We start from the raw sequence: 14,543 nt of genomic DNA on the forward strand, positions 1-14,543 counted from the left end.
GGTAAATCACTACGAGGTTGTCATGGCCCTACCGTTCAAACGTTCTGCACTGACGCTGCTGGCGGCTTCGCTGGCTGGTGCGCTGCTCGGCAACACTGCTCAAGCCGAAGGCAAGATCAGCATCGCCCAGCAATTCGGCATCGGATATCTGATTCTGGATGTGGTGCGCGATCAGCACTTGATCGAGAAACACGGCAAGGCCCAGGGCCTGGACATCAAGGTCGACTGGAACAGCATTTCCGGCGCCACCGCCATGAACGAAGCGCTGCTCACCGGATCCCTGGACGTGGTCTCGGCCGGCGTGCCGCCGATGCTCACCGTGTGGGATCGCACCAAGGGCAAGCAGAACGTCAAGGCCATCGCTTCGCTGGGCTCGATGCCTAACTACCTGCTGACCAATAACCCGAACGTGAAAACCCTCAAGGACTTCAGCGACAAGGATCGCATCGCCGTACCGGCAGCGGGTGTGGGCTTCCAGTCCCGCACGCTGCAGATCGAAACGGCCAAGGAATTCGGCAATGACCAATACAAGAAATTCGACGACATCTCCGTCAGCCTGCCGCACCCGGATGCCACGGCCGCATTGATCGCCGGCGGCTCGGAAATCAACGCGCATTTCTCCAGCCCACCGTTCCAGTACCAGGCGTTGCAGAATCCCAACGTACATAAAGTGCTGAGTTCCTACGACGTGCTCGGCGGCCAGGCCACGTTCAACGTGCTCTACACCACGGAAAAATTCCACGACGAAAACCCGAAAACCTACAAGGCGTTCTACGACGCCCTGGCCGAGGCCGAGAAGATCATCAAGGCCGACAAACCTGCGGCGGCCCAGGCCTATATCCGTGTCGAGCAGTCGAAACTGCCGTTGGCGCTGGTGGAGAAAATCGTCACCGACCCGGAAATCGATTTCACCGTGGTGCCGCAACGCACCTTTATCTATGCAGAGAAATTGCAGGAGCTGGGTGTGCTGAAGAACAAGGCGGACAGCTGGAAGGATTATTTCTTTGAAGAGGCCCATGGCGGGGCAGGGAGCTAAACACTCGTCTTTTCTGAACAGTCCACCCGGCAGCCCGTGCTGACGGGCGGGCTATTCGTATCAATTCATCGAGTCATCAAAGATGCTCTCAATCGGCATCTCGAACGCCCGGGCAATCTGGAATGCCAGAGGCAGGCTCGGGTCGTAGCGTTCGTTTTCAATCGCATTGATGGTCTGGCGCGAAACGTTCAAGCGTTCGGCCAGATCCACCTGCGACCACTTGCGCTCGGCGCGCAGCTCCTTGAGCCGGTTCTTCATTGGTAGCGGCGCCGCGCGATGCGCAGGCCGATCATCCACATCGCACCCATCACCGGCCAGACCCAGAACCACGGGATATGGGGGGCGCCGACGTTCTCCAGAAAACCGTAGCTGAAGGTCAGCAAGGCCGAGGCAGCGAAGGCGAAGCCGAGGGCTTCGAACTGGATGCGCAGATACATTTCGTCCAGACGCCTCATGTCGCGTACCACGCTCCAGCACACCAGTGCGGCCGGAATCATCGGCGTCAGAACAATGAGCGTGCGCAGGTAAATGTTGGCGTCCTCCAACGACTGCAGCGCAACCGTCGAGGCAATCAGCACGACGGCATACAGCACCAGCGCGCCGCCCATTTCGAGATGGAATCGATTCATGCTTCACTTCCTGTGTAAAAGACCCTTTACATAGTTACTGAAGCCACTAGTTATGTAAAGCACGCTTTCCATCAGGACTCGATCAACCCTCGGCATTCATCGACCGGATCAGGTTGTTGCGCAACTTGACGATCGATTTCTGCATCTGCGTGAACTCTTCCGTGGTCAGTCCCGTCGCCTCGAACAGGCTCGTGCCCGAAGACACGTTGCGCAAGTCACGGCCACTCTGGGTCAGGCTGATCCGCACCTGGCGTTCATCTGCCGGGTCACGCTGGCGTTGCACATAACCCATGGCCTGAAGTTTTTTCAGGATTGGCGTGAGGGTGTTCGATTCCAGGAACAGCTTCTCGCCCAGGCCGCCGACGGTCTGGTTGTCCTGCTCCCACAGGGAGACGATGGTGATGTACTGGGTGTATGTCAGACCGAGTCGTTCGAGGATCGGTTTGTAGGCCTTGCCGAACGCCAGGTTGGTGGAGTAGACGGCAAAGCACAGGAAATCGCTGAGTTTGAGATCGGTTGGTGCGGTATTGGCGGTGGAATTCATGTTCATCCTCGTGGGTCGGGTGACCGGTGAAACGTATGGGGCGAACTATACGTCGGATGCGATTCTATCGGGAGTGTTGATCATGTTGCCTGAGGTAACCGGTTCGCCATTCTCAGCGCGAACCGGTTAGTTATTCCTTATGCGCCTAAATCGCATGCGATGAGTTTTGTACCAAAAAATTACTCGGTGATGACGTTCAGTGCCACCTCGATGTTGCCGCGAGTCGCCTTGGAGTACGGGCAGATCTGGTCAGCGGTGTGGGCCAGGTTTTTCGCGATGTCCTCAGCGATGCCCGGGACGCGCAGGGTCAGGCGAGCCTGAAGGAAATAGGCGGGGCCGGTCTGGCCCAGATCCACTTCGATGTCTACCGACATGTCGGCCGGCAGCACCACGCCCAGGTCATTGGCCACCAGGCCGACGGCGGCGGTGTAGCAGGACGACCAGGCACCGGCGAACAGTTGCTCGGCGGTCGGGTGGGGCAGGACGTTGGCAAACACGTGCGCCGGTTTGGCACTGCCGGGCGTCGAGAGCTGAATGTCCAGATTGCCGTTGTGACCACGGGAGGTGAGACCGGCGCTGCTGGCGGTGGTGTGGGTTTTGCCGGTGGCCAGGACTTTTTCAATTTTGCTCATGGGGGAATCCTCAAGGTGTTGTGATTGGTTGTGATCGTATACGGTTAGATCGTATGCGATGTAATAATAATCCTCTCGCCCTCTGGTTCTGTCAACCCGCTTGGCGGTGCCAATACGACCGGCGGTTATCCGCACGTCCGCCGGCCGGGTGAGCGGCAAACCCGCGTCTATAGTGAGAGGGCTGTGTGAAACGGGTGGCGCACCTCAAGGCTGCGACGGGAGGCGCCGAGTGAACAATCTGCTGTTTTTCATTCAGGAGATCGCCATGAGTCAGATCGAAAAAGTCCTCTACACCGCGAAAACCCACACCACCGGCGGACGTGACGGCGCATCGCGCAGTTCCGACGGGATCCTCGATGTAAAACTGTCGTCGCCCGGTTCCAGTGGCGGCGGGACCAATCCGGAACAATTGTTCGCCGCAGGCTGGTCGGCGTGTTTCATTGGCGCGATGAAAGCGGTGGCGGGGCAGCAGAAAATCAGCCTGCCGGCAGACCTGGCGGTGGATGCCGAAGTGGACCTGGGCACTAATTCGGGAGGGTATCTCCTGCAGGCGCGACTGAATGTAAGCCTGCCGGGAATGGAGCGTGGCGCGGCGCAGCAGCTGGTGGATGCGGCGCATCAGGTGTGCCCGTACTCCAAGGCTACGCGCAACAATATCGAGGTCGAATTGAAACTGGTCTGATATCCAGATGCAAAAGGGGCGGCATGATCATCGATCATGCCGCCCCTTTTGTTTTTTGAAACCGTAGATCTGTCAGTCAGCGATCAATGCATCTTGCTGTGATCGTGGCCTTCCATGGTCAGCGCCTTGACCGGTGCTTTCACTTCAACGGTTTCTTTTTCGCCCTTGGCGTTTTCCACGGTCAGGGTCAGCGGCACGCTGTCGCCTTCCTTCAGCTGAGCGGTCAGGCCCATCAGCATCACGTGGTAGCCATTCGGGTCGAAGTTGACGGCCTTGCCCGCTGGCAGGTCGACCGATTTCACCGGGCCCATGCTCATCACGTCGTTCTTCATGGTCATTTCATGAATCTGCACGTCCTTGGCCGCAGGCGAGGCAACGCTGAGCAGCTTGCTGTCGCTGTCGGCGGTGACGGTCATGAACGCGCCGCTGGCCGACTGGTTCGGCACGGTCGCGCGCACCCAGGCATCGTCGACTTTGGTCTGCGCCGATACCTGGAAAGCCAGGCCCAGCAGGGACAGGCCCAGTGCGGCACGTTTGATGTTGTTCAGAAAAGGGTTCATCAGCAGACCTCCATGACGGTAAGCAAATCTTCCGTGCACTCTTGTGCAGAAAGCGATTGAGACAGACCCACGCGCAACGTGCCCCGGGTGTCGTAGACATAGCTGGTGGCGGTGTGGGAGAGGGTATAGGTGTCGCCGGCCGGGACCTTTTCGTAGAACACGTCGAATTCCTTGGCGGTGGCCTTGGTTTCTTCGAGGGTGCCGTACAGCGCGACGAAGCTTGGATCGAAAGTCTTGACGTAGGCGTCGAGGATTTCCGGGGTGTCGCGTTCCGGGTCGAGGGTGATGAACACCACTTGCAGGATGTCGCCGTCCTTGCCCATCAGCTTCTTGATTTTCGCGGCGCGGGCCAGCGTCGTCGGGCAGATCGCCGGGCATTGGGTGAAACCGAAGAAGATCATCGGCATCAGGCCGCGAAAGCTCGAGAGCGTCACGGTGTTGCCTTCGGTGTCCTTGAGCTTGAAGGTGCGTCCGAGGATCTTGTCGCTCAGATCCTTGCCGTACTTGTACGACAGTTCGCCGCGGGTGTCGCAGCCGGCGAGCAGGCCGAGACCGAGTACGCCCATTCCCGCAAGCACCTTGCGGCGAGTCAACAAAGCCGTCATTTCATACCGCCCTTTGGAGCCCGCCAGTCGGCAGGACAGGCAGGCGGGTTAACCGTAAAAGCGGCGCATGATACCAAAATGATCCGCTGCGCCGGTTTTCGATCGCCGGGCAATGTGGGATCTGGCGACAAAAGGTGTAAGAAAAAATGACGCAGGGTAAGGAGTGCGATCTCACTGGTTGTATCAAGGGACGATTTTCATATCGTCAGCGATTACAACTCCGCTGGGCGATGATCGGAACAGGCAGTTGACGACAGCGCCCAGGTTGTTCATCAAAAACCATATGGGAAGTGTGCATTCCATCATCGGAGTACTCAGGAAATTCGTCATGTGCAGATCTACCGAACTGTTAGCTCCCGTAAAGATAAGTCTCTCTATGTTTGAGTCGGCCGGGGCTTGAATCTTCGCTCCGGGCGGGCTAATCCGTGCCACTGAGAGAGTCTTTGTCACAGCATCGAAACCTTCGATGTTGTAGGGCAGGAATTTCGTGATTTTATCCGCCATCGAATGTGCTCCCTTCGTTGATCTCGGCAAATTCCGAGTAAAGGGAGCATATGATTCCACCTATTTACCTTCTACTGTCATTTCTGACAGTTGCTCAGACTGATAGGAAATGGTGGGCAACTCCATTTATTGGCTTCGAATATATAGCGTTACTGATGATTTGATCCCTCACCAGCACTCCAGCCACCACCCAGCGCGGTGTACAGGTTCACTTGCGCCACCAGTTGCGCCAACCGGTCGGTAATCAGTCCTTGCTGGGAACTGAACAGCGAACGCTGGGCATCGAGGAACGTCAGGCTGCTGTCGACGCCGCTTCGATATCGGTGCTGCGCCATGTCGTAGTAGTCCTGGGTCGCCTGCACCAGATCGCGTTGGGCCTGGAGTTGTTGTTCGTAGGTCTGGCGCGCCGCGAGGCCGTCGGACACTTCCTGGAATGCCGTCTGAATGGTCTTTTCGTACTCGGCGACGGTGATGTCTTTTTGCAGCTTCGCGTAATCAAGGCTCGCACGCAGACTGCCGGCGTTGAAGATCGGCAGGTTGATCTGCGGCTGGAACGTCCAGGCCCCGGAGCCGCCCTTGAACAGCCCGGAAAGGTCGCGGCTGGACGTCCCGGCATTGGCGGTCAGGCTGACACTCGGGAAAAACGCCGCCCGCGCCGCGCCGATGTTGGCATTGGCGGCGCGCAGCTTGTATTCGGCCTGGAGAATGTCCGGCCGGCGTTGCAACAAATCCGACGGCAACCCGGCCGGCACGGTTGCCACCAGATCACTGTCCAGCGGACGCGCTGGCAGGTGCTCGGGCACCGGCGCGCCCACCAGCAGCGTCAGGCTGTTCAAGTCCTGGGCAACCTGACGCTGATAACGGGCCAGGCTCGCGCGGGTGCTGTCGACACTGGTCTGCGCCTGAATCTGGTCCAGCGCCGAAGACTTGCCGGCCTCGCGGTTGCGGGTGGTCAGGTGCAGGCTTCGTTCGTCGGCGGCCAGCGTCTCCCGGGCCAGCGCCAGCAACTCCTGATCGGCGCGCCACGTCAGGTAGGCGTTGGCGACGTTGGCCACCAGACTCAATTGCGCACTGCGCCGGGCCTCTTCGGTGGACAGCCAGGTCAGCAGCGCCTGCTCGCTGAGGCTGCGCACCCGGCCGAAGAAGTCCAGTTCATAGGCGCTGATGCCCAGGTTCACCGAATAGGTCGAGGTGATCGCCGCCTTGGTGCGGGTCACGCTGGACGGCACCCGCTGACGCAATTCGTTGGCGTTGGCCGACACCGCCGGCAGCAGATCGGCACGCTGGATGCGGTACTGCGCCTGAAACGCCTCGACGTTCAGCGCGGCCACCCGCAGATCACGGTTGTTGACCAGTGCGCTTTCGATCAATTGCTGCAACGCCGGGTCATTGAACAGCGCGCGCCAGTCCTCGACCCGGGGTGTGACCGGGGATTGCGCGGCATACGCCGGACCTTGGGGATACTGCGCCGCGCTCGGCGATGCCGGTCGCTGATAATCGGGAATCAACGAACAACCGCCCAGCAGCAGCGCGGCGGACAGCAGGGAAATCGGCAACCTGGACATCAAACAGCCTCGTTCACGAATGAGAGCGGACGCCGGGCGCCCGTGATGAGAAAAACGCCGGATCAGGCCCCGGCCATCCATTTCGCCAGACCATGACGGCCGCTGACCCCAAGCTTGGCGGCTGCGCGCTTGAGGTAGGTCTCGATCGAGCTGTTCTTGACCCGCAGCTTTTCTGCCATTTGCGGCACGGTGCCGCCGGTCAGCAGGCCCAGGCAGACCTCTTTTTCGCGCACCGACAAGGTGATGTCGCCCAACGCCAGGCGTTCGTCGAACACCTGTTGCAACGGTGTTTGTGGTTGATCGGCTTGTGGCGCGCGGGGTTGGCGGGCGATGGCTTGTCGACTGATGTGCGCGTGGCGCTCGATCAGGGGCAGCAGGGTGTCGGACAGGCGCTTGAGGAACGACAGCTCCGGCAGGGAAAACACCCGATGCGTGTGGGGACGGTAGAACGAGATGACGCAACGGCGGTTGGACGTGCGGGACACCAGATTGCATTGGTGGACGCTGTGGTGCGGGTGTCGATGCTGGAGCGAGGCTTTCAGTTGAATCAGTAGCGAGTCGTTCATCTCGATCATCTGTTGCAGCAGCGGGTGGTCGTCCGGGTGCTGCAACGGCTCCGGGGGCGGGAAGGTGTCCGGCAAACCGGCACTGCCCAACGCCTTGATCTCGACCACGCTGGCTTCCCGCTCATCCAGGGTCCACTCACTGAGATGGACGCGATTGACCGGCACGAGGTTGTCGACCAACTGGAACATGTTCGTGGCAAAACGCTCGTTGCCGGTGCTGGCGATCAGTTCACCCAGTTGCCAGTAGAAGTGCGGATTTTCCATGTTGCGAAGACTGCCGGTCAGATTCATATCCTTGTCATCCTTGATTTAGAGCCATTGCCGAATCGTCTGCCGTGCATGCACCCGTGAAACGCCCACCCAGTCTTTTCTCCTTGAAATCGATCTGGAGCGGGATTTAAGCCTATGCATTTGTCCTACGTCTGTAGGGGAAAACAGGGACACAAAGTGCCACCATTTCCGAAAAAATGGCGTCACGTTTCTGTCAGATCAATGTGCAAGCTCTCGTAGTCCATGACTGTACGGTCTAGTGCGAACCCCGAAATCCGGGGCTCGGACCGACGCGCCCTACAATTGCGAGGCGCTAGTCGGTAGCAGCGAGTGGCGATTGTCCTACAGAATTTTCAGCCATTTCTTTCCGAACTTTTAGGGGGATCGCTGACTTATCCGGCCCTGTTGGCTCGCAGGACTGTACGAAGTGGGCAGGGTTGTCCGGGTTTCACGTGTCACGCCGATTTCGGGGCCGATGCTTGAATACGCGCCAAATCACGTGAGATGGATCTTATGAACCAATTTGCTGCCGACGCGGCGGACGGTCTGTCCGCGATTTCCGAGGCTTTCCCGCTGACCGCTGCCCAGCGCGACATCTGGCTCGATCAAGTGCGTCAGGGAAACTCGCCGATGTACAACATCGGTGGCTATGTCGAACTGACCGGGCCGCTGGATCCGGCGCTGATGCAGGCGGCGCTTGAAGGGCTCGTGGCCCGGCATGACGCCATGCGCACCAGCCTGCTGCCGGGGGCCGGCGAGCATGGGCTGCCGTTGCAGCGTTTCGCGCAATCGATGCCGGTGCCGATGCCGGTGCACGATTTTCGCAGCCATCCCGACCCTTATTCCGCCGCACGCCAACTGACTCAGGAATGCATTGAGCAGCGGTTCACACTGAACGGCGGGCCGTTGTTCCGGTTTTGCCTGATCTGCCTCGATGACGACTGCCATTGGCTGTCACTCCAGGCACATCACCTGATCGTCGATGGCTGGGGTTTCGGCGAGATGCTCAAATCCCTCGACGAGATTTACAACGCGCTGGCGCTCGGGCAGCAGCCGCCCGATTCGGCACCGTCCTATGTCGATTTCATCCGTGATGATGCGCGGTATTTTCAGTCCGCCCGTTATGCCCGTGACCGTGCGTACTGGCTGGACAAATACCAGCACCGTCCCGAGCCGCTGTTGTTGCCGCGTTATCAGGAACGCTTTGCCGGCGCTGCGGCACCGACGCGGATTTTCTCGCAAGTCTTTCCGGCACGCCTGCATGAACGCATGAAGCAGGTGGCCCGAGAGTACGGCGCGTCGGCGTTTCATGTGCTGCTGGCAGCGATCCATGTGTACTTCAGCCGCAGCGCCCAGCGTGACGAATGGGTGGTGGGCGTGCCGCTGCTCAACCGTTCCGGCGCCCGGTTCAAATCGACCCTGGGGCTGTTCACCCAGGTCAGCGCGGTGCGCATGGGGTTCGGTCGCGAGTTGTCGTTCAAGGCACTGGTCAAGGCGATTGGCGATGAACTGAAACAGGATTTCCGCCATCAGCGTTTCCCCCTCAGCGAGATGAACCGCGCACTCGGTCTGCTGCGCGAGGATCGCTCGCAGCTGTTCGAAGTGACCGTGTCCTATGAGCGCGACGCGCATGAATACCGCTATGGCGATGCGCAGGGGCGGGTGGTCAAAGTGTCGAACCACGAAGAGGGCACGCCGCTGTCCGTGCACCTGCTGAGCAGCCGGGGCGACGACGAGGACAGTTTGTACATGGTGTACAACGAAGCCTACTTTGACGCCGACGAAATCGCGGCGCTGAGCGGGCGCTTGCTGTGGGTGCTGGAGCAGGGGCTTGAAGAGCCGGCGCTGGCGGTGGGCGATTTCAGCCTGAGCCTGCCGGCTGAAACGGCGCTGTTGCAGCAGTGGAATGACACACGCGTTGAATTCCCCAATGACCTGACCATCCACCAGCGCATCGAAGCGCAAGCGGCGATGCGACCGGATGCGGTGGCGGCAGAGTTCCAGGACTTGCGGCTGACCTATGCCGACCTGAACCGACAGGCCAACGCTCTGGCCCATCATTTGATCGGGCTCGGCGTGCGACCCGATGACCGCGTGGCGCTGGTCGCCCGCCGAGGGCTGGACACACTGGTCGCGCTGCTGGCGATCCTCAAGTCCGGCGCCGGTTACGTGCCGGTCGATCCGGCCCATCCGGCGGAACGTTTGAGCTATTTATTGAGCGACAGCGCTCCGGTTGTGGTTCTGACCCAGCGCGATCTGCGCGAACGCTTGCCGGTGCTGGACGTGCCGGTGATCGAAATCGATTCGCGCGGCTGGCCGATCAACGATCTCAACCCCGACGTCTCGGGACTGACCACCGCGCACCTGGCCTACGTGATCTACACCTCCGGCTCCACCGGCCAGCCCAAAGGCGTGATGGTCGAGCATCACACGTTATCGAACCTGGTCGACTGGCATTGCACAGCCTTCGATCTGTGTGCCGGTCGCCACACTTCAAGCCTCGCCGGCTTCGGCTTCGACGCCATGGCCTGGGAAGTCTGGCCCGCGCTGTGTGCCGGCGCGACCCTGCACCTGGCGCCTTCCCGCGACGGCGGCGAAGACATCGACGCGCTGCTCGACTGGTGGCGCGCGCAGCCGCTGGACGTGAGTTTCCTGCCGACCCCGATTGCCGAGTACGCCTTCAGTCGTCACCTCGAACACCCGACCTTGCGCACGCTGCTGATCGGTGGTGATCGCCTGCGTCAGTTCAATCGCGAGCAGACGTTCGCGGTGATCAACAACTACGGCCCGACCGAAGCGACGGTGGTCGCCACCTCGGGCCGAATCGAACCGGACCGGACGCTGCACATCGGCAAACCCGTGAGCAATGCCACGGCCTATCTGCTGGATGACCGACAGCGTCCGGTGCCGATTGGCGTGGCCGGCGAGCTGTACGTCGGTGGCGCCGGCGTGGCGCGGGGTTACTTCAACCGTCCGGAGCTGACCGCCGAACGCTTTCTCGACGATCCATTCAGCCGCCAGCCAAACGCACGTATGTACCGCACCGGCGACCTCGCACGCTGGCGCCAGGACGGCACTATCGAATACCTGGGCCGCAACGACGATCAGGTGAAAATCCGTGGCGTGCGCATCGAGCCCGGCGAAATCGAAGCCGCGTTGAGCAGCCATGAGTCGGTGCGCGATGCGGTGGTGCAGGTGCGCGACGGGCAGTTGCTGGCCTGGTTCACCGAACGCCAGCCGCTGGATATCACGCAACTGCATGCTCACCTCAAGCCCCGTCTGCCCAGCGCGATGCTGCCATCGGCCTACGTGCGTTTGACGGCGTTGCCGCTGACGGCCAACGGCAAACTGGATCGCCAGGCGTTGCCGGCACCGGGGCCTGAGGCGTTGATCCGCCGCGAATATGAAGCCCCGCAAGGCGATGTCGAAATCCTCCTGGCGCAGATCTGGGCCGAGGTGCTGCAAGTCGAAAAGGTCGGGCGTCACGATCACTTCTTTGAACTGGGCGGGCACTCGTTGCTGGCGGTCAACCTGATCGAACGCATGCGTCAGCTCGGCATGAGCAGCGATGTGCGCGTGCTGTTCGGCCAGCCGACATTGGCGGCGCTGGCCGCGTCGGTGGGCAGTGGCCGCGAGGTCGAAGTGCCGGCCAACCGCATTCCGCAAGGTTGCACGCGGATCACGCCGGACCTGTTGCCGTTGGTTGAACTGGATCAGGCCACCCTCGACCGGATCATCGCCACGGTGCCGGGCGGGGCGGCCAACGTGCAGGATATTTATCCATTGGCGCCGTTGCAGGAAGGCATTCTTTATCACCACATCACTGCCGCGCAGGGCGATCCGTACCTGCTGCAATCGCAGCTGGCGTTCGACAGCGTCGAGCGGGTCGAGGCCTATGCGGCCGCGTTACGTCAGGTCATGGCGCGCCACGACATTCTGCGTACTGCGGTGGTCTGGGAAGGTTTGACCACCCCGGTGCAGGTGGTCTGGCGCGAAGCCGAACTGCCGGTGCAGGAAATCACCCTCGATCCGGCCGAGGGCGATGTCCTCGCGCAACTGCACGCGCGCTTCGATGCCCGACGTTATCGCATCGACGTCAGTCAGGCGCCGCTGATCCGGCTGATGTATGCCCGCGACCCGGCTCATGGGCGGATCGTGGCGATTCTGTTGTTCCATCACCTGGCGCTGGATCACATCGCGCTGGAAGTCTTGCGTCAGGAAATGCGCGCCAACCTGTTGGGGCTCGATGAACCGCTGCCGCCAGCGGTGCCTTATCGCAATTACGTGGCCCAGACCCGGCTCGGTGTCAGCGAACAGGAACATGAAGCGTTCTTCCGCGAGATGCTCGCCGACATCGACGAGCCAACCTTGCCGTTCGGCTTGCAGGATGTGCAGGGCGACGGGCGCGGTATCGACGAAGCCGTGCGCACGCTTGCGCCGGAACTGGATCGGCGTTTGCGCCTTCAGGCGCGGCAGGCGGGCGTCAGCGTGGCCAGCCTGATTCACCTGGCCTGGGCGCAGGTGCTGGCGGCGACCTCGGGGCAGGAACGTGTGGTGTTCGGCAGCGTTTTTATGGGCCGGATGCAAGGCGGCGAGGGTGCCGATCGAGCGCTGGGGGTGTTCATCAACACCTTGCCATTGCGGGTGGACATGGACCGGGGCGCGCGCGATGCGGTGCTGCTCACCCACGCCCGACTGACCGAGTTGCTCGGGCATGAACACGCGTCGCTGGCGCTGGCCCAGCGTTGCAGCGGTGTCGCGTCACCGGCGCCGCTGTTCAGTGCGTTGCTCAACTATCGGCACACCGACCTTGAGGCGCAGGAATCGGCGTCGGACCAAGCCTGGCAAGGCATTCAGACCCTGGAGAACGAAGAGCGCACCAACTACCCGATGACCCTGAGCGTCGATGATCTGGGCAGCGCTTTGCAGATCACCACGCGGACCCTGATGAGCATCGGTGCGCAGCGCATCGGCGACTACGTGCAAACCGCGTTGCAGGCACTGGTCGATGCCCTGGAGCAAACCCCGCAACAGCCGCTGAATCGCTTGCCGATCCTGCCGGCGGCGGAGCTTGAACAACTGCTGGTCGAGTTCAATGCCAGCGAAGTCGATTGCCCGCTCGATCAGCCGCTTCAGGTGCTGTTCGAGCAACAAGTGCAACGCAAGCCCGACGCCATCGCATTGCAGGCTGGCGAGCAACAGCTGACCTATCGCCAGCTGAACGAACAGGCCAACCGTCTGGCGCATCATTTACGCGAGCACGGCGTGCAACCCGATTCGCGGGTGGCGATCTGCGTCGAGCGAAGTCTGGATCTGATAGTCGGCCTGCTCGGCATTCTCAAGGCCGGCGGCGCGTATGTGCCGCTGGATCCCGACTATCCGCTGGATCGATTGCATTACATGTTGCAGGACAGCGCGCCGGTTGCGGTGCTGGTACACGAAACCACCCGCAATCTGTTGGGCGATCCGGGTGTGCCGGTCATCGATTTCGACCGTTGCATCTGGCAGGGCGCATCGACTGAAAACCTACAAGTACCGGGTCTGAGCGCTTCAAACCTGGCCTACATGATCTACACCTCGGGCTCCACCGGCACGCCGAAGGGCGTGATGGTCGAGCACCGAAGCGCCTGCAACATGGTCCACTGGGGCTCGCAGATCAGCCCGCCGACCGAGCACGGCGCGCTGTTACAGAAGGCGCCATTCAGCTTCGACAGTTCGGTGTGGGAGATTTTCTGGCCGCTGTGTTCCGGCCTGCGGCTGGTGCTGGCGCGCCCCGACGGCAACCGCGATTCGGCCTATGTGACTCAGGTGATTCGTGAACGGCAGATCACCGTGGTCAAGTTCGTGCCGGCGCTGCTGCAACAGTTCATCGAACAGGATGATGTCAGCCAGTGCACCAGCCTGACCGACGTGCTCAACGGTGGCGGTGAGCTGACCGCCGCACTGGCCCGGCGTGTCCGCGAACGCCTGCCGTGGGTGCGTCTGCATAACGTCTACGGCCCGACCGAAACCACGGTCGACAGCACCGGCTGGACGCTGGAACCGGATCAACCGGTGCCGGAAACCGTGGTGCCGATCGGCAAGGCCCTGAGCAACACCCGGCTCTATGTGCTGGATGCCCACGATCAACCGGTGCCATTCGGCGTCAGCGGTCATTTGCACATCGGCGGGGTCGGGGTTGCGCGGGGTTATCGGGGATTGCCGGATATGCAGGCCGAGCGCTTCATCGACAGCCCGTTCGTGGCCGGTGATCGCCTGTACCGCACTGGCGATCTGGTGCGCTACCGGGCGGATGGCAACATCGAATTCCTCGGCCGCAACGACTTCCAGATCAAGCTGCGCGGCCTGCGTCTGGAGCCGGGGGAAATCGAAGCGCGGCTGATCGAGCACCCGGCGGTGCGTGAAACGGTGGTGCTGGTGCGGGACGAGCGACTGGTGGCGTATTTCACCGTGCGCGAAGGCTTCGACGCGCCCCCCATCGAAACCTTGCGTGCCCATGTGCTGGAGCGTTTGCCGGAGTACATGGCGCCGGGCGCTTACGTGAAACTCGACGCATTGCCCCTGACCCCCAACGACAAGGTCGACCGCAAAGCCTTGCCGGCACCGGGGGCAGAGGCGGTGCTCAGTCGCCGCTATGAGGCGCCCGAGGGCGAAGTCGAAATCCGGCTGGCGCAGATCTGGGCCGAGGTGCTGCAACTGGAGCAGGTCGGGCGCAACGACCACTTCTTTGAGCTCGGCGGGCATTCGTTGCTGGCGGTCAGTCTGGTGGCGCGCATGCGTCAGGCCGGGCTGCACGTCGATGCGCGGACGCTGTTCAGCCAGCCGACCCTGGCCGCGCTGGCGGCGCAGACCTCGGCGCAGGCAAAACAGGTGGAAGTCCCGCAAACCACCATACCGACGCTCAATCGCAAACGCCGGCTCTGAGGCGACATCGGCGTCGATTCGCGGTT

General features: G+C 61.4%; 12 protein-coding genes. 3 read left to right on the forward strand and 9 right to left on the reverse strand.

Translation table 11 applies throughout. The annotated features are described in order from the left end of the window. Nucleotides 1-22: 22 nt before the first annotated feature. Nucleotides 23-1,036, forward strand: coding sequence for an ABC transporter substrate-binding protein (locus tag LOY31_RS11670; protein WP_134022834.1), 1,014 nt, complete (start codon nt 23-25; stop codon nt 1,034-1,036). Between the two features lie 60 nt (nt 1,037-1,096). Here LOY31_RS11670 and LOY31_RS11675 read toward each other — a convergent pair whose 3' ends face one another. The 4 genes from LOY31_RS11675 to LOY31_RS11690 all read right to left on the reverse strand — a co-directional run bounded on the left by LOY31_RS11675 (nt 1,097) and on the right by LOY31_RS11690 (nt 2,841). Then, nucleotides 1,097-1,294 (reverse strand): helix-turn-helix transcriptional regulator, encoded by a 198-nt coding sequence (locus tag LOY31_RS11675; protein WP_085608944.1) that lies wholly within the window; start codon nt 1,292-1,294, stop codon nt 1,097-1,099. Continuing rightward, nucleotides 1,291-1,665 carry a hypothetical protein gene (locus tag LOY31_RS11680; protein WP_007956899.1) on the reverse strand — a complete coding sequence of 125 codons (375 nt, stop codon included), beginning with the start codon at nt 1,663-1,665 and terminating at the stop codon, nt 1,291-1,293. The genes LOY31_RS11675 and LOY31_RS11680 overlap by 4 nt, the downstream gene beginning before the upstream one ends. Nucleotides 1,666-1,747: 82 nt before the next feature. Further along, a complete protein-coding gene (locus LOY31_RS11685; protein WP_085608943.1) occupies nt 1,748-2,209 on the reverse strand; it encodes a MarR family winged helix-turn-helix transcriptional regulator in 462 nt (153 codons plus the stop codon). Nucleotides 2,210-2,388: 179 nt separating this feature from the next. Further along, nucleotides 2,389-2,841, reverse strand: coding sequence for an Ohr family peroxiredoxin (locus LOY31_RS11690; protein ID WP_007956895.1), 453 nt, complete (start codon nt 2,839-2,841; stop codon nt 2,389-2,391). Between the two features lie 265 nt (nt 2,842-3,106). Between LOY31_RS11690 and LOY31_RS11695 the strand changes: the two genes are divergently transcribed. After that, entirely contained in the window at nt 3,107-3,523 is a 417-nt protein-coding gene (locus LOY31_RS11695; protein WP_007956881.1) for an organic hydroperoxide resistance protein, read from the forward strand. Nucleotides 3,524-3,606: 83 nt separating this feature from the next. Here the strand turns inward: LOY31_RS11695 and LOY31_RS11700 are convergent, their stop codons facing one another. The 5 genes from LOY31_RS11700 to LOY31_RS11720 form a co-directional block, all read right to left on the reverse strand. Continuing rightward, nucleotides 3,607-4,083, reverse strand: a complete 477-nt coding sequence (locus tag LOY31_RS11700; protein WP_007956880.1) for a copper chaperone PCu(A)C — start codon at nt 4,081-4,083, stop codon at nt 3,607-3,609. Further along, nucleotides 4,083-4,688, reverse strand: coding sequence for an SCO family protein (locus tag LOY31_RS11705; RefSeq protein ID WP_039770777.1), 606 nt, complete (start codon nt 4,686-4,688; stop codon nt 4,083-4,085). Before LOY31_RS11705 ends, LOY31_RS11700 begins: the two co-directional genes overlap by 1 nt. A gap of 183 nt (nt 4,689-4,871) precedes the next feature. Continuing rightward, on the reverse strand, nt 4,872-5,192 hold the full coding sequence (locus tag LOY31_RS11710; protein WP_221533113.1) for a hypothetical protein: 321 nt from the start codon (nt 5,190-5,192) through the stop codon (nt 4,872-4,874). A gap of 149 nt (nt 5,193-5,341) precedes the next feature. Continuing rightward, on the reverse strand, nt 5,342-6,757 hold the full coding sequence (adeC, locus tag LOY31_RS11715) for an AdeC/AdeK/OprM family multidrug efflux complex outer membrane factor (RefSeq protein WP_221533114.1): 1,416 nt from the start codon (nt 6,755-6,757) through the stop codon (nt 5,342-5,344). 62 nt (nt 6,758-6,819) lie between these two features. Continuing rightward, nucleotides 6,820-7,614, reverse strand: a complete 795-nt coding sequence (locus LOY31_RS11720; protein ID WP_085608940.1) for a helix-turn-helix transcriptional regulator — start codon at nt 7,612-7,614, stop codon at nt 6,820-6,822. Nucleotides 7,615-8,106: 492 nt separating this feature from the next. Between LOY31_RS11720 and LOY31_RS11725 the strand changes: the two genes are divergently transcribed. Next, nucleotides 8,107-14,517 carry a non-ribosomal peptide synthetase gene (locus LOY31_RS11725; RefSeq protein ID WP_258713304.1) on the forward strand — a complete coding sequence of 2,137 codons (6,411 nt, stop codon included), beginning with the start codon at nt 8,107-8,109 and terminating at the stop codon, nt 14,515-14,517. Nucleotides 14,518-14,543: the final 26 nt, after the last annotated feature.

It is taken from the genome of Pseudomonas sp. B21-021 (assembly GCF_024749205.1).
Lineage (GTDB): Bacteria > Pseudomonadota > Gammaproteobacteria > Pseudomonadales > Pseudomonadaceae > Aquipseudomonas > Aquipseudomonas paraglycinae.

Bases quoted from the DNA above. Each gene is read 5' to 3' on its own strand.
- LOY31_RS11670 (WP_134022834.1), top strand. From the start codon at position 23: ATGGCCCTACCGTTCAAACGTTCTGCACTGACGCTGCTGGCGGCTTCG.
- LOY31_RS11675 (WP_085608944.1), bottom strand. From the start codon at position 1,294: ATGAAGAACCGGCTCAAGGAGCTGCGCGCCGAGCGCAAGTGGTCGCAG.
- LOY31_RS11680 (WP_007956899.1), bottom strand. From the start codon at position 1,665: ATGAATCGATTCCATCTCGAAATGGGCGGCGCGCTGGTGCTGTATGCC.
- LOY31_RS11685 (WP_085608943.1), bottom strand. From the start codon at position 2,209: ATGAATTCCACCGCCAATACCGCACCAACCGATCTCAAACTCAGCGAT.
- LOY31_RS11690 (WP_007956895.1), bottom strand. From the start codon at position 2,841: ATGAGCAAAATTGAAAAAGTCCTGGCCACCGGCAAAACCCACACCACC.
- LOY31_RS11695 (WP_007956881.1), top strand. From the start codon at position 3,107: ATGAGTCAGATCGAAAAAGTCCTCTACACCGCGAAAACCCACACCACC.
- LOY31_RS11700 (WP_007956880.1), bottom strand. From the start codon at position 4,083: ATGAACCCTTTTCTGAACAACATCAAACGTGCCGCACTGGGCCTGTCC.
- LOY31_RS11705 (WP_039770777.1), bottom strand. From the start codon at position 4,688: ATGACGGCTTTGTTGACTCGCCGCAAGGTGCTTGCGGGAATGGGCGTA.
- LOY31_RS11710 (WP_221533113.1), bottom strand. From the start codon at position 5,192: ATGGCGGATAAAATCACGAAATTCCTGCCCTACAACATCGAAGGTTTC.
- adeC (WP_221533114.1), bottom strand. From the start codon at position 6,757: ATGTCCAGGTTGCCGATTTCCCTGCTGTCCGCCGCGCTGCTGCTGGGC.
- LOY31_RS11720 (WP_085608940.1), bottom strand. From the start codon at position 7,614: ATGAATCTGACCGGCAGTCTTCGCAACATGGAAAATCCGCACTTCTAC.
- LOY31_RS11725 (WP_258713304.1), top strand. From the start codon at position 8,107: ATGAACCAATTTGCTGCCGACGCGGCGGACGGTCTGTCCGCGATTTCC.